Annotated in this window: 12 protein-coding genes; 1 reads left to right on the top strand and 11 read right to left on the bottom strand. The window is 48.1% G+C overall.

Going from position 1 to position 14,698, the window contains the following annotated elements; translation table 11 throughout:
- Positions 1–105 precede the first annotated feature (105 nt).
- The gene (gene yghU, locus J3B89_RS11165) at positions 106–945 is read left to right on the top strand and encodes a glutathione-dependent disulfide-bond oxidoreductase (RefSeq protein WP_215397646.1); all 840 of its coding nucleotides are present in this window, start codon (positions 106–108) and stop codon (positions 943–945) included.
- Positions 946–1,002: 57 nt separating this feature from the next.
- On the opposite strand, the gene J3B89_RS11160 is transcribed toward yghU, so the two are convergent.
- The 11 genes from J3B89_RS11160 to pgl all read right to left on the bottom strand — a co-directional run bounded on the left by J3B89_RS11160 (position 1,003) and on the right by pgl (position 14,697).
- Positions 1,003–1,824 carry a MipA/OmpV family protein gene (locus J3B89_RS11160; protein WP_215397645.1) on the bottom strand — a complete coding sequence of 274 codons (822 nt, stop codon included), beginning with the start codon at positions 1,822–1,824 and terminating at the stop codon, positions 1,003–1,005.
- Between the two features lie 68 nt (positions 1,825–1,892).
- Positions 1,893–3,239: a ribonuclease J gene (locus J3B89_RS11155; protein WP_349814213.1), complete on the bottom strand. Its 1,347-nt coding sequence runs from the start codon at positions 3,237–3,239 to the stop codon at positions 1,893–1,895.
- Positions 3,240–3,388: 149 nt separating this feature from the next.
- On the bottom strand, positions 3,389–5,254 hold the full coding sequence (locus J3B89_RS11150) for a DUF885 domain-containing protein (RefSeq protein ID WP_215397644.1): 1,866 nt from the start codon (positions 5,252–5,254) through the stop codon (positions 3,389–3,391).
- Between the two features lie 95 nt (positions 5,255–5,349).
- Positions 5,350–7,044 (bottom strand): NAD-dependent malic enzyme, encoded by a 1,695-nt coding sequence (locus tag J3B89_RS11145; RefSeq protein WP_215397643.1) that lies wholly within the window; start codon positions 7,042–7,044, stop codon positions 5,350–5,352.
- A gap of 56 nt (positions 7,045–7,100) precedes the next feature.
- Positions 7,101–7,946, bottom strand: a complete 846-nt coding sequence (locus J3B89_RS11140) for an HDOD domain-containing protein (protein ID WP_215397642.1) — start codon at positions 7,944–7,946, stop codon at positions 7,101–7,103.
- 191 nt (positions 7,947–8,137) lie between these two features.
- A complete protein-coding gene (locus J3B89_RS11135; protein ID WP_215397641.1) occupies positions 8,138–8,605 on the bottom strand; it encodes a Dps family protein in 468 nt (155 codons plus the stop codon).
- Positions 8,606–8,794: 189 nt separating this feature from the next.
- Positions 8,795–10,387 carry an ABC-F family ATPase gene (locus J3B89_RS11130; protein WP_215397640.1) on the bottom strand — a complete coding sequence of 531 codons (1,593 nt, stop codon included), beginning with the start codon at positions 10,385–10,387 and terminating at the stop codon, positions 8,795–8,797.
- Positions 10,388–10,546: 159 nt separating this feature from the next.
- Positions 10,547–11,194 (bottom strand): bifunctional 4-hydroxy-2-oxoglutarate aldolase/2-dehydro-3-deoxy-phosphogluconate aldolase, encoded by a 648-nt coding sequence (locus J3B89_RS11125; RefSeq protein WP_215397639.1) that lies wholly within the window; start codon positions 11,192–11,194, stop codon positions 10,547–10,549.
- 1 nt (position 11,195) lies between these two features.
- Complete coding sequence (locus J3B89_RS11120) at positions 11,196–12,170, bottom strand: glucokinase (protein ID WP_215397638.1); 975 nt, start codon at positions 12,168–12,170, stop codon at positions 11,196–11,198.
- On the bottom strand, positions 12,163–13,995 hold the full coding sequence (gene edd / locus J3B89_RS11115; RefSeq protein ID WP_215397637.1) for a phosphogluconate dehydratase: 1,833 nt from the start codon (positions 13,993–13,995) through the stop codon (positions 12,163–12,165). Before edd ends, J3B89_RS11120 begins: the two co-directional genes overlap by 8 nt.
- A 9-nt stretch (positions 13,996–14,004) precedes the next feature.
- The gene (gene pgl, locus J3B89_RS11110; protein WP_215397636.1) at positions 14,005–14,697 is read right to left on the bottom strand and encodes a 6-phosphogluconolactonase; all 693 of its coding nucleotides are present in this window, start codon (positions 14,695–14,697) and stop codon (positions 14,005–14,007) included.
- Between the last annotated feature and the right edge of the window lies 1 nt (position 14,698).

Genomic DNA, 14,698 nt, shown 5'->3' with positions numbered 1-14,698 from the left:
GCATGTTGTCTATCAGCCCCTTGAGATGTTTTACCTGCGTAACTATATCTTGTGTAAGCCTGTTCGTTGTAAAACTATTTTACCCATCCAGCTTAAGGAGACATGATGAGCCAACAGTATACCCCACCCAAAGTCTGGCAGTGGAACGCAGAAAATGGCGGCCAGTTTGCCAGTATTAACCGCCCTGTTTCCGGTGCTACCCACGATAAAGCGTTGCCCAAAGGTAAACACCCTTTGCAACTATACTCACTGGCCACCCCAAACGGCGTTAAAGTAAACATTATGCTCGAAGAGCTGTTGGCCGCTGGCCACAGCGGCGCTGAATATGATGCCTGGCTTATCAGTATTAAAGATGGCGACCAGTTTGGCAGCGGTTTTGTTGGCGTAAATCCTAATTCAAAAATTCCGGCATTACTGGATACCACTAACGGTGTGCGGGTGTTTGAATCAGGCTCTATTTTGCTGTACCTGGCAGAGAAATTTGGTGCTTTTTTACCGAAAGACATCGCCAGGCGCACTGAGGTGCTGAACTGGCTATTCTGGCAAATGGGCAGTGCGCCTTTTGTCGGTGGCGGTTTTGGCCATTTTTATGCTTATGCACCAGAAAAATACGAGTACCCTATAAATCGCTATGCGATGGAAACCAAACGCCAGTTAGATGTACTGGACAAACAGCTGGCACAGCATGAATTTGTCGCGGGTAATGAATACAGCGTTGCTGACATGGCAATATGGCCCTGGTACGGCGGCATAGCACTAAACCGGGCTTATAATGCCGCAGAATTTTTAGATACCCAAAGCTATAAACACCTGATGCGCTGGGCAAAACAGATTGATGAGCGCCCTGCTGTTAAACGCGGTTATATTGTTAACCGTAACTTTGGCGATGGCCCGCTGTTGCCAGAGCGCCACAGCAGCGAAGATTTCGCTCAGTTTAATCTCTGATATCTCTGATCATAGGCTGATGGCCTGCTGAATACCGGCAGGCCGCTTAGGATCTGTTTAATCTGTTACTTTACGTGCCGATTCTGCCCAAATATAGGTAATACCAACACCAAACGACCAGCCTCCCGTTTGCACCAGCAGCGGGCTGTTAGCATTTTTAGCGCCTTGCGTCCATTCATAGCGGGCAAAACCGAAACCGCGCCATTTATCAGAAAACTTTTTACCAAAACTGGCCGAGCCTCTGAGGGCAATTAAACCGGCTTGCGCATCGTAAAATGGCCGCAGCGCAGTAACATCAGCTTCTGATACCTGATAAAAATAATCGTTTAATCTTTCATTGCCAAACAGTGCGCTTACGCCAAAAGAGTAAAACGTTTGTGCTGCGGTGATAAGATCGGCATTTAGCCCTGGTTCAAAGCTCACACCGCTGTATCGCAGGCTGTCGTCCAGATCAAACACCGCCCGCAGCGGAAAATCTGCCCGTACTCTGGCACCAAAAAAATCTTCGCTTAACGTCCAGCGCAGCCGTGGCCCGGCTTCTACTAAAATGCCTAAGTCGTCCATACCTTCACGTACGGTAATATCATCATCGGACGAGCCCAGCGAGCCGGCAAAGCCCATATCCAGCTCAAGAGAGTCGGTTTTAAATGCACGCAAGCCTACATTGTTACGGTCTGCGCGCAATATATCGCCGCGATAAATCAAATACGGCAATACAAAGTTGCGCCGAACCAGCTGATCTGAACCCGGATATGCCAACTGATTGACATTAATACCAATTAAACCGGCTTCCCACAGCGGTAACGCTGGTTGGTCAGCCAGCACCGGGCTGGCTAAAAGCATGCTATATATCAAAATAGGAGAAAACTTAACTGTCATTTATACCTCACGGCTTTTTTCTGGTAGCCCAGCTACGCTGGCTTTATTTAAGCTACTGTGCTCAATCTTTAACGTACCAGAGCAATACGCCCGGCTTTAGTAAACCCGGGCCATAAGCGTGGTACCGGTGCCAATACAAACAAATCGCCGTTTAATCCGGTAAGTTGTTGTGGCACACCTGCGGCTTTGGCAACATCAGCATTAGCGGCTAAATGCGCGGCTTCGCCATGCACTGGCACGGCAATTTGCGGCTGCACCCAACGGTAGAGCAAATCCAGCTCCCCCCTGTTTGGATGACCGGACACATGAATGGGCAGTCCGGTATCATGGCTTTGCAATGTTTGAATATTCCGGGCATTAAATTTTTCAACCAAACGACCAATCAGCATTTCATTACCGGGAATAATGATAGAGCTGAAAATCACCAGATCGCCCTGCTCCAGCAGCAACAGCGGATGATTATCATCAGCAAGGCGGCTAAGGGCTGCACGAGGTTCTCCCTGTGAACCGGTAGCAATAACCAGCACCTCTTCCTTTGGCAGATAACCAATATGGCCGGCGTCCACTACGGTTAACTCATCAGGCCAATAACCGGTAGCCCGGGCTGCCCCTACCATATTGTTCAGCGAACGGCCAAGCAGCGCCAGATAACGACCGGTTTTGGCGGCTATACGGGCCAGTGAAATCAGCCTGCCTACGTTAGAGCTAAACCCCGTTACCACTACCCGGCCTGATGCAGCTTTAATTACCTGTAACAAGGCATTATGGCAGTCAGTTTCAGACAGAGAAAATCCCTCACGCAAGGCGTTGGTAGAATCGCACACCATTGCTGTAATGTTGTGCTGCGCCAGGCGCTTAAATATCGCGCTTTTAAATGCGCGGCCGGTGATCGGGCTGGCGTCTATTTTCCAGTCAGCGGTATGAAATACAGTACCGGCAATGGTTTTGATCACCAAAGCATGGGGCTCAGGAATAGAATGGGTAATAGCCAGCCAGTGCAGACAAAACGGGCCTATATTTATAGTGGCACCGCTTAATACTTCAATAACCGGTACTTTGTCAGCTAAACCAAGCCCACTTAACTTACGCCGCAGAATTTCAGCGGTAAAGGGCGTGGTGTATACCGGGCAATTAAAACGCTGCCACAATTGTGGCAAAGCACCAATGTGATCTTCATGGGCGTGGGTAATAACAATGCCGCACAAATTTTCTTTTTGCTGGCTGATAAAGGTTGGATCGGCTGCCAGTACTTCGGCATTTTGCGGGTTGCCAGCATCACTATATTGCGGTGATAAAGGGTTGTTAAAGGTTACACCACAATCTACCATCAACCACTGGCCTGCATGGCCATACAGGTTAAGGTTCATGCCAATTTCACCGGTGCCACCCAGTGGTAGAAACCATAAATCAGCCACACCGGGTATTTGCGATCTAATAGCTATTTCCTCGTACCAGATAATTGTTTAAAGGGTACCAGATATTGCTACCGGTTATACAGATTGCTATGTGCTTAAATGTAAAAAGGCCGCATGATCGCGGCCTTGTCTTAAACTGCATGAATTTATTACACGGTTTTTGCTTTTACACTGGCTATCCAGTTATTAACCCGCTTTTCCAGTACGCTAAGTGGCAAGGCACCACCGCCAAGTACGGTATCGTGAAAAGCGCGGATATCAAATTTATCCCCAAGTTCTTTCTGTGCATTGCTACGCAGTTCAAGAATTTTGATCATGCCGATTTTATATGCTGTCGCCTGGCCGGGCCAAACAATATAACGACGTACTTCAGAGATCACCGCTCCCTGGGCGATCGGTGTTTTTTCCAGGAAGTAATCTATCGCCTGTTGCTCATTCCAACCTTTACTGTGCAGGCCGGTGTCTACCACTAAGCGCACTGCACGCCACATTTCAGTAATCAGGCGGCCAAAATCTGAATATGGGTTCTGATAGGCGCCCATCTCTTTCGCTAACAGCTCTGAATACAGTGCCCAGCCTTCTGAATAGGCTGTAAACCCGGCCTGAGTGCGGAATGTGGGTACTGTGGTTAACTCTTGTGCGATAGAAATCTGCATATGATGGCCCGGGTTGCCTTCGTGGTAAGCAATGGCTTCCATCTCATTTTTTGGCATAGAACGCATGTCTGATAAATGCGCATAGTAAATGCCTGGCCGGGCGCCATCCGGGGTGCCGGGGAAATAATGCTGTGCAGCGCCGGGCTGTTCACGAAATGGCTCTACCCGTTTCACTGTCAGCTCTGCTTTGGGTAAAATGCCGAAGTATTCTGGCAGTTTTTCATTAATGAACGCCAGATACTGTCTTGAATCTTCCAGATAACCTTCACGGCCTTCATCGGTATCCGGATAGTAGAACTGATCATCATCTTTGATAAACTTAAAGAACGCCTGTAAATCGCCCTGAAAGCCAACCTTGTCTTTAATTGCAATCATCTCTTTGGTTAAACGATCAACTTCATCCAGGCCAATCTGATGGATTTGATCTGCGGTTAAATCAGTAGTGGTAGCTGCTTTTAACCGGTAGTTATAAAAGGCGGTACCATTTGGTTGCTTACCTACGCCGGTAGCAATTTCATCAGTAAACTGAATATCCTTTTGTAACCATTGCTTAAGCGCAGTATATGCCGGTAAAAAATGCGTTTGCAGGGCCGTTTTTGTGTCGTCGGCTAATTGTTTAGCCTGCTCATCGGTAAGTTTATCGGCTGCAACCAATGCATCAATTTTGCCTTTAGCATCGGCCCACAGTGGTATGTCTTGCTCGGCTTCGGTAAATGGCGCACCGCTGATCAGATTATTAATTTGCTCTATAACGCCATCATAAGCAAAGCGTGGCGGGCGTACATCATGCTCTGCATTTGCCTGAGCCCGCTCCAGTAGTTGTGTCAGAGCACGACTGATACCTTCAATACGCTTGATGTAGGCTTGCATATCTTCTGCGGTATCAACTTTATGAAAGTTGATCATAATTTGCGGCAACATGGCGTGAATGCCATGCATCTGGGTAAACACATAGCCATTTTTACGAAAAGCTACGCCCTCTTTGGCCTGCTCATACTGATAAACCCAGATGTCATAAGAGGTTTGCGCTTCAAGATCAAGCTTGTTGTAATCGAAGCTGGTTTTAAGCTCTTCTACCGTTGCTGCCAGCCAGGCTAGCTGCTCATCTTCTGCAGCAATTGAGGTGTCGTCTACTTGATCGTACTTATCTTTGCGGCCAAGAAAAGTCATTTGCAGCGGACTTTGTTGCAGTTTTTGCTCGTATTTAACTTCAAACCACTGATTTAACCGCTCAGTTTCTGACTGCTGCTTTTGCTCTGCAACAACGTCAGGTGTAGAGCTGGATGTATTGTTTTGTGGTGCCGGGCCGCAGCCGGCAAGAATACCGGCCACAGCAAGGGCAATAACAGACTTATGCATTAGAGGGTTCCTTTATAGTTTTGGTTATACCAAAACACAGCCTACCCTCAAGCTAATAATTAGTCTAAAACTAATTGTAAGCAGCTTTGTCAGACTCAGGCACTTACCCGCTTATACTGGCGGTATTGCGGCAGCCAGAAATTGTCTTCAATTTTTTGCAGCAACATGGTGTCGTCCAGCTCAAGCGCAAGTCCCTGCTGCATTGCCACTTTGGCTACGTTAAACGCTATTTGCTTACTCAGCGCTGACAATTCGGTAAAAGCTGGCAGTAAAGCGCCCTCGCCGCTATTTGCTTTTGGCGACGCAGAAGCCAGTGTTTTGCTTGCTTCACGCAACATTTCATCACTGATAAGCCGGGCTTTACTGGCAATAACGCCAAGGCCGATACCAGGGAAAATGTAGCTGTTATTACATTGGGCTATCGGGTAAAGCCTGCCGTTATACGCCACAGGTGCAAAGGGGCTGCCGGTGGCGATAATAACGTCGCCTTCGGTCCAGTTAATCACCTGTTCTGGTGTGGCTTCTACCTGACGTGACGGGTTGCTAAGCGGGAAAATAATCGGCGTGGCGCAGCCTTTTTTCATCGCCCGTACTACCGGCTCGGTAAATAAACCAGCCTGGCCTGATACACCAATTAAAATACCAGGTTGGGCGCAGTTCATTACATCCAGCAAGCTTGGAAATTCACTGCTGTAGCTCCAATCTGTTATTGCTGTTGATGACTGCGCCAAAGCTTGCTGAAAATCACGCAAGCCAGGTGTGGTGTCAGTAAGTAAGCCAAAGCGGTCAACCATATAAATTTGGCTGCGCGCCTGTGCTTCGCTTATGCCTTCAGCTACCATCTGGCTGATCACCTGCTCAGCAATACCGCAACCTGCTGACCCTGCACCAACAAACACCACTTTTTGCTCAGACAATTTTGCATTTTTACTGCGGCACGCCGCCAGTAAAGTACCCACCGTCACTGCAGCGGTCCCCTGGATATCGTCGTTAAAGCAGCATATTTTGTCGCGGTAACGCTGTAATAAAGGCATGGCATTGGGTTGGGCAAAGTCTTCAAACTGAATAATGGCCTCTGGCCAGCGCCTTTTTACCGCCTGAATAAATAGGTCTACAAACTCATCATACTCTGCCTGGCCAACCCGCTTTTGCCGCAAGCCCATATACATTGGGTCGTTCAGCAGTTTTTCGTTGTTGGTGCCGACATCCAGCATTACCGGTAAGGCATAAGCCGGGCTGATACCACCGCAGGCGGTATACAACGATAACTTGCCGATAGAAATCCCCATACCGCCAATACCCTGATCGCCAAGGCCCAGCACCCGCTCGCCATCGGTGACAACAATTACTTTTACCTTACGCTTGGTGGCGTTGCGTAATACATCGTCCAGTTGATGGCGGTCCTGATAACTGATAAATAAACCACGGGCACTGCGGTAAATATCCGAAAATTGCTCGCAGGCATCACCGACAGTTGGCGTATAGATGATAGGGATCATCTCCTCCAGGTGTTGTTGTAACAGGCGGTAGAATAACGTTTCGTTATTGTCCTGAATCGCGCGCAGATAGATATGCTTGTTAATCGCAGTATCAAAACTCTTATATTGCATATAAGCGCGGCTTACCTGCTCTTCTATTGTTTCATAACGTGGTGGTAATAAACCGGCAAGGTTAAACGCCAGCCGTTCATCTGCAGTGAAAGCACTGCCTTTATTGAGTAACGGTGTTTCCAACAATGCTGAGCCTGAGTAGGCGGTATACAACGGAGATTTCTTGCTTGAACTGCTCATGAACGGCTTCCAGATAACTGTTCCGGCAAACCTGAGGTTATGCCGGACAGAAAATATTAATAAATAGTGCTGATCCTGGGGTTTAATACGGACAAAATAAACAGGCCTTCAGTGTTACAGAAGTCGATGGCGCGAATAATGTCTGGCTGAGTTAAGTTTAATAACTCCAGTACAAAAGGGTCAACAAGTTGCTTAGTGGAATACATCTCGGGATGTTGATTTGCCAATGCTAAACGCACGGCAAGATAAATAATCAGCTGGGCTTTGTTTTTTTGATCAAAGCGGGTGCTGTGTTGCAGTGCAACCGGCTCGACAATGCTGTCAGGTAAATGCCACAAATGCAGTAACTCTGCACCGCAATCTGCGTAAGTAAACCCCAGTGTAGTTTGCTGAAGCTGCCAGGGGCGTTGTTCTGCATTATATTCCTGGCAGCTGTATGCCTGACCGGCATCGTTCTGTAATACCGCCAGCTCGCCGATATTGTGCAGTAAACCTGCAACGTAAAAGCGATCTGTTGGTTTAACCTCGCAGCACTGCGCCAGATATTTGGCTATAAGCGCAGCATTAATGCTTTGCTCCCAGAACCGCTCAAGATCAATGGCTGAGGTGTCAACTTTACTACAGGCTGACGCAATGCCAATACTCAGCACCAGATTATATACCTGGGTTTTACCCAGCACTAATAACGCTTTACTGACACTTTCTACCTGATAAGGCAAACTGTAAATTGCGCTGTTAGCCAGTTTAAGCAATTTTGAAGTGAGTACCGGGTCGAGTAAAATGACATCCGCCACTTCATCCAGACCGGCGGTGTCAGAGTCCATCAGTTCTTTAACCCTCAGATAGCCTTCAGGCAGGGCAAATAGATCGGATACATTCTGGGCATACTGCAACGCTTTCATTGGGTGACTCTCCTCCAGCTGACACCGACGTACTACAGCCAGCTATAAGTGTTACTGCTGCCAGCGATTTTACAAGCTTTGGCCAGAAAATCTTAGTTTTTTTTACCAGGAGGATTAGTTTCTGTACCAGATAGTGCAGAAATCAGCCAAATAAGACACTGGCCCGATCAGCTCGGGCCAATGTACTTGCATCAGGCTACCAGACTACGCAACATCCAGGCAGTCTTTTCATGCACTGTCATACGCTGAGTCAGCAGATCAAGGGTTACCTCGTCAGAAGCTTCATCAGCCACCGGTACTATAGAACGTGCCGTTTTAGCAATAGCTTCCTGTCCTTTTACCAGATCTTTAATCATCTCTTCGGCAGATGGAATACCGTCAGCTTCTTTAATGCTGGTTAGCTTGGCGTATTCTTTGTAAGAGCCCGGGGCAAACTCACCAAGAGCCCGGATACGTTCAGCAATATCATCCACTGCCAGTGACAATTCGTTGTACTGTGTTTCAAACAACGTATGCAGCGTCTGAAACATTGGCCCGGTTACGTTCCAGTGGTAGTTGTGCGTTTTTAAGTAAAGAGTATAAGTATCGGCCAGCAGTACAGATAACCCACCGGCAATAGCTTTACGTTGTTCTTCGTTAATACCAATATTAATTTTCATAGCGCTTCCTCTTAAATGAGCACGGAGACTGCCTTAACATAGCATAAAAATGCTGGCTTACTTCACAAGCCTTGCCAATTAAAACAGTATCTTACCGGGCGTGAATGAATATACCTTTAAAAGACATGGGGATAAGTGACAAAAAAATCAAGGTATAAAAAAGCCGGTCAATATAACCGGCTTTTAGCATTACTGCGCAGCTTGCGCTGCCAGATATTCTTCATAGGTGCCGACGAAGTTACGAATGTCTTTGTCGGTAATTTCGATAATACGGCTGGCGAGGCTGGATACAAACTCGCGATCGTGGCTGACAAACAGCAAGGTGCCTTTGTAATGCTCCAATGCCAGATTAAGTGACTCGATAGATTCCATATCCAGGTGGTTTGTGGGCTCATCCATCACCAGTATATTTGGTCGTTGCAGCATTAATTTGCCAAACAACATGCGACCTTTTTCACCACCGGAAAGCACTTTAACCGATTTTTTTATCTCGTCTTGTGAAAACAGCAAACGCCCCAGAATACCACGTATTGCCTGCTCGTCATCTGATGGCTGCTTCCACTGGCTCATCCAGTCAAACAAAGTCATCGCTTCATTAAATTCGTGGGCATGATCTTGCGCATAGTAACCAATTTTGGCATTTTCAGACCATTTCACCATACCAGACTCTGGCGTTAAATCACCCACCAGACATTTAAGTAAGGTGGTTTTACCAATGCCGTTAGCACCTAAAATGGCAACTTTCTCGCCTACTTCAATGGTCAGGCCTAAGTTTTTCAGCAAAGACAGCTCGCCAAAACTCTTGTTCAGCCCCTCTACTTCTAATGCCAGCCGGTATAACTGCTTTTGTTGCTCAAAACGGATAAAAGGATTAACCCGGCTGGAGGCTTTAACTTCTTCCAGCTGAATTTTATCTATTTGCTTAGCGCGTGATGTTGCCTGCTTGGCTTTTGAAGCATTAGCAGAAAAACGGCTAACGAAGGTTTGCAGCTCAGCTATCTGGGCTTTCTTTTTTGCGTTATCTGATAATAAACGTTCGCGGGCCTGAGTGGCGGCAAACATGTACTCATCGTAATTACCCGGATACAAGCGCAGCTCGCCGTAGTCTAAATCGGCCATGTGGGTACAAACGCTGTTTAGAAAGTGGCGGTCGTGCGAAATAATAACCATGGTGCTGTTACGTTCGGCCAGAATGTTTTCCAGCCAGCGAATAGTATTGATGTCCAGGTTGTTGGTTGGTTCGTCCAGCAGCATAATTTCCGGATCGGCAAACAACACCTGTGCCAGTAATACCCGCAATTTAAAGCCCGGCGCTATTGCCGACATCGGGCCAAAATGTTGTTCAACCGGAATGCCCACACCAATTAACAGTTCTCCGGCGCGTGATTCCGCTGTGTAGCCATCCATTTCGCCAAAGGCAACTTCCAGATCGGCCACTTTCATACCGTCTTCTTCGCTCATTTCGGCACTGCTATAGATGCGATCACGTTCTTCCTTTACCGCCCACAGCTCAGCATGCCCCATAATAACGGTATCAATAACCGAATATTGTTCAAAAGCAAACTGATCCTGATGTAACTTGGCTACACGGTGGTTTGGTTCAACAAATACATTACCGGCGCTGGGCTCAAGCTCACGGCTTAAAATCTTCATAAATGTTGATTTACCGCAACCGTTAGCACCGATTAAACCATAGCGATTACCTTCACCAAACTTAATCGATATATTTTCAAACAACGGCTTAGCGCCAAATTGCATTGTAATGTTAGCAGTTGATATCACAGTGTGTTCCAGAACAAGTTAAGACAAATAGCCAAAAGCGGCTAAGGGTAACAGACGACTAAGAATAAAAGTGCGCCACTATACGCGTTTTTACCGTTAAACTCAAAAACAAACGCCCGGTATTTACCGGGCGTAAGTGAAGCCTTGCATAAATACTTCTTAGCGGCGGGCTTGTTCTACTGCTGCCTTACATAGCTGTGTAATACGCGGCCAGTCTTTAGCGGCTACCGCATCATCAGGTACTATCCAGGAGCCACCAACACATTTTACATTTGGCAGGGCCAGATACTCGAGGAAGTTTTTCTCGTTAATGCCACCGGTTGGGCAAAAGCGGATGTCAGCAAAAGGGCCGTGAATCGACTTTAATGTCTTGACACCACCAGCGGCTTCAGCCGGAAAAAACTTAAAGTGGCTGTAACCTAAACCGGTACCTTCCATTAGTTCAGAAATACTGGCAATGCCGGGGATCAGCGGAATTGCAGCGTCTTTACCGGCCTGCAGCAGTTCACGCGTTAAACCCGGACTAATGGCAAACTTAGCACCGGCTTCCACTACCTGTTGTAGTTGTGCTGCGGTAGTAACAGTACCTGCGCCAACAATAGCATCAGGCACTTCTGCCGCCAGTAAGCGAATGGCATCAAGCGCTACCGGTGTACGCAGAGTGACTTCAAGCACCTTAATACCACCGGCCAACAAGGCTTTTGCCATAGGCACAGCATCAGACAGATCTTTAATCACAATTACAGGTACAACAGGCCCCTGATCAAACAAAACGCCAGGTTGCAACTGCCAGTTTTCAAATGCCATATTAATTACTCGCCAAAAATTGTTTCAGGTACACTGCGGCGCCAACCAAACCTGGTTGCTCTGCAGTAACGACATAGGTGGCGATCTGGCGATTAAAAGCGCTAAACCGGCCTTTTGCTTCAAAACGGGCTCTGAACTCACTATCAGCAAGCAGAGGTAATAATTTCGGGGCTATACCACCGGCTATATAAACACCACCAAAGGTACTGAGTGTCAGCGACAGATCGCCGGCAACGCTGCCAAGGCTGGCAAAAAACTGCAGCACGGTATCACGGGCTAACGTACATTCGCCTGTCAGAGCGTGTTTGGCAATCTCAGACGCACTAAGTGGCTCGGCAACCTGTTGGCGATACAAAGCCAGTGCTTTATAAATGGCTTCCAGCCCGGGGCCGGATAACAATCGTTCAGGTGACACATGGCCATATTCTTTGGCCAGCATTTGCTGAATAAACCATTCCTGCTCGGTTTGAGCAGCCCAATCTACATGACCTCCCTCACCCGGCAACGCAATAAACTGATCATTTACCGGCAGCAAATGTGCAACACCCAGGCCGGTACCTGCACCAAGCACAGCCATAGGTTTGCCATGCTGAACTTCGCCGGGGCCTACTTTCACTTTTTGTGCCGCTGTTAACGCCGGTAAAGACATAGCAACAGCGGTAAAGTCGTTCATTACCTGCAGTGCTTCAAGGCCCAGTTGCTGTTGCATGGCTTTAACCGAAAAACGCCAGTGAAAATTGGTCATGCTGATCTGATCACTGGTTACCGGACAAGCTATAGCAATAGCCACATGCTTAATGTCAGTTAATTCTTGTTGCTGCTGATAATGTACTAATGCATCAGCTAAAGTGGCAAATTCTGCACAGGGGTAAACCGCAACCTTGTCCAGCGCCAGGCTGGCCAACTCAACCCGGCTAAAACGGGCGTTGGTGCCACCAATATCGGCTACAATAGCGTAGGCAGGCAACTTAACCATGCAGATGCTCCTCTGTAGTAAACAGGCTGCAAGCTCCCTGCTCAGCGCCGGTTAACTGGCCGCGCAGTGCGCCAAACATTTCCCGGCCCATGCCGTAGTAACTTTCTGCCATATCTGCAGTAGCAATGTCACGTGCAGCCAGCTCAGCATCAGATACCAGCACTTCTAGCCGGCCGGTATTGCCGTCTACCAACATCATATCGCCGGTTTTAATCCGGGCGATATTACCGCCATCAATGGCCTCAGGCGTAACATGAATAGCTGCTGGCACTTTACCTGATGCGCCTGACATACGGCCATCAGTTACCAATGCCACTTTAAAACCACGATCCTGTAACACACCCAGTGGCGGTGTCAGCTTATGCAGCTCTGGCATGCCGCAGGCTTTAGGCCCCTGAAACCGTACAACGACTACACAATCTTTGTTTAGCTCCCCGGCTTTAAATGCTGCATCCAGCTCGTGCTGGCTGGAAAATACCACCGCCGGGGCTTTAACAACTTCGGTGCCTTCACGCAGTGCTGAGGTTTTAATCACGCCTCGGCCAACATTGCCTGACAACACTTCAAGGCCTCCGTGAGCTTTAAAGGGTTTTTTCACCGTTGCCAGGACATCCGGGTCAAGTGATGTTTGTGGTGCATCAACCCAAACCAGTTTACCGTCCTGCATTACCGGTTGCTGGGTATAACGGCGTAAGCCTGGACCTGCAACAGTTTGCACATCTTCGTGTAATAAACCGGCATCCAGCAACTCACGGATCAGCAGCGCCATACCGCCGGCATGCTGGAAATGGTTAATATCAGCCTGGCCATTCGGATAAATACGGGTCAGCAGTGGTGTTGCCGCAGACAGCTCGGCAAAATCATCCCAGTTAACGATAAAACCGGCCGCACGAGCCATAGCAATTAAATGCATAGTGTGATTAGTTGAACCACCGGTAGCCAGTAAACCGACAATGCCGTTTACTATAGCTTTGGCATCGATCATTTTACCTACCGGCAGGTAATCTGTGCCTAAATCTGTTAACCGGGTAACCTGCCGGGCCGCGGCTTTAGTTAACTCGTCCCGCAATTCTGTACCCGGGTTAACAAAAGATGCACCGGGTAAGTGCAGGCCCATAATTTCCACGACTAACTGATTGGAATTAGCGGTGCCATAAAAAGTACAGGTACCGGCAGAGTGATAAGAGGCCGATTCAGCCGCAAGCAACTCTTCTTTACCCACTTTACCTTCAGCATATAACTGGCGTATACGGGCTTTTTCTTTATTCGGAATGCCGGAAGGCATAGGGCCGGCCGGTACAAATACAAATGGCAGATGGCCAAAACTCAGGGCGGCCATAAATAAACCCGGCACAATTTTATCGCAAATGCCCAGCATTAAACCGCCGTCAAACATATTGTGCGATAAGCCTACTGCCGCTGACATTGCAATAATGTCACGGCTTAGTAAGCTTAGCTCCATACCTGGCTGGCCCTGGGTTACACCATCGCACATTGCCGGCACACCACCGGCAAATTGCGCTACGCTACCTACATCTTTTACCGCTTGTTTAATAATTGCCGGATAGTGTTCATACGGCTGATGTGCTGACAGCATGTCATTATAAGATGATACGATACCAATGTTTGCTTTGGTGAGGCTACGTAAGTCGCCTTTTTCTTGCTGGTTACAGGCGGCAAACCCATGCGCGAGGTTGCCGCAGCTTAATACGCCCCGATGCGGACCCTTTAAGCGGGCTTTTTCCAGCCGCTGCAGATAAATATCGCGGCTGCGCGTACTGCGGGCAATAATTCTGTCCGTTACTTTCTGAATCACAGGATCCATGACTATCCCCTAGTTTTCGGTGTACATCACCGTAACTTGCGCTACAGGATGGTGTAAAAAGGCACGGATTGGCATGGCAAGCACATCCGGCTCGCCCATCGCCTTATTCAGTACCGCGAGTTTATTGCTGCCAACCAGATGCAAAAAGATATTACGGCTGTTCAGCAGCCGTGGCAGGCTTAAGGATACACGTTGATAAGGTGCGGTTTGTGGCTGCACCGCTAATACCGCCGGGGCGTTATTGGCCAGTCCATCTTTAATTTGCGCACTGCAGGGAAATAACGAGGCCGTGTGGCCATCTTCACCCATACCAAGTATAACGGCATCAAAAGTCGGTAACGGCGTAATACGCGGCAGCACCTGGGCTACGCCCTCAAAAGCCGATGCTACGTCGGCATACAGGCTGATAAAACGAGCTGCCTTAGCGTTATTTTGCAACAATGTGGCTTTAACCAAACGCTCGTTAGAATCTGGCTGATTGTCATCCAGCCAGCGATCATCTGCCAGTAGCACCGTAACTTTGTCCCAGGCTAAATCAACCTGGCTTAAGGTATTAAACAATGCCTGAGGCGTTTTCCCCCCCGACACCACTAAATATGCTGCACCGCGCTCGCGTATAGCCTGCTGTAAAATGCTGACTAAGCGGCTGGCAAAATCGTCATTCAGTGCACTGGTATTGCTAAATTGCTTCAGTTGCATCATG

The sequence above is a fragment of the Rheinheimera oceanensis genome, assembly GCF_018831085.1.
Taxonomy (GTDB): Bacteria; Pseudomonadota; Gammaproteobacteria; order Enterobacterales; family Alteromonadaceae; genus Alishewanella; species Alishewanella oceanensis.
The sequence above is the reverse complement of the archived record's forward strand: the minus strand, read 5'-3'. Positions and strand labels throughout refer to the sequence as shown.

What these genes read in the sequence shown, in the direction of transcription:
- edd (WP_215397637.1), bottom strand. Translation starts at nt 13,995, where the DNA reads ATGGATCCTGTGATTCAGAAAGTAACGGACAGAATTATTGCCCGCAGT.
- J3B89_RS11140 (WP_215397642.1), bottom strand. Translation starts at nt 7,946, where the DNA reads ATGAAAGCGTTGCAGTATGCCCAGAATGTATCCGATCTATTTGCCCTG.
- yghU (WP_215397646.1), top strand. Translation starts at nt 106, where the DNA reads ATGAGCCAACAGTATACCCCACCCAAAGTCTGGCAGTGGAACGCAGAA.
- J3B89_RS11160 (WP_215397645.1), bottom strand. Translation starts at nt 1,824, where the DNA reads ATGACAGTTAAGTTTTCTCCTATTTTGATATATAGCATGCTTTTAGCC.
- J3B89_RS11145 (WP_215397643.1), bottom strand. Translation starts at nt 7,044, where the DNA reads ATGAGCAGTTCAAGCAAGAAATCTCCGTTGTATACCGCCTACTCAGGC.
- J3B89_RS11135 (WP_215397641.1), bottom strand. Translation starts at nt 8,605, where the DNA reads ATGAAAATTAATATTGGTATTAACGAAGAACAACGTAAAGCTATTGCC.
- pgl (WP_215397636.1), bottom strand. Translation starts at nt 14,697, where the DNA reads ATGATGCAACTGAAGCAATTTAGCAATACCAGTGCACTGAATGACGAT.
- J3B89_RS11150 (WP_215397644.1), bottom strand. Translation starts at nt 5,254, where the DNA reads ATGCATAAGTCTGTTATTGCCCTTGCTGTGGCCGGTATTCTTGCCGGC.
- J3B89_RS11125 (WP_215397639.1), bottom strand. Translation starts at nt 11,194, where the DNA reads ATGGCATTTGAAAACTGGCAGTTGCAACCTGGCGTTTTGTTTGATCAG.
- J3B89_RS11120 (WP_215397638.1), bottom strand. Translation starts at nt 12,170, where the DNA reads ATGGTTAAGTTGCCTGCCTACGCTATTGTAGCCGATATTGGTGGCACC.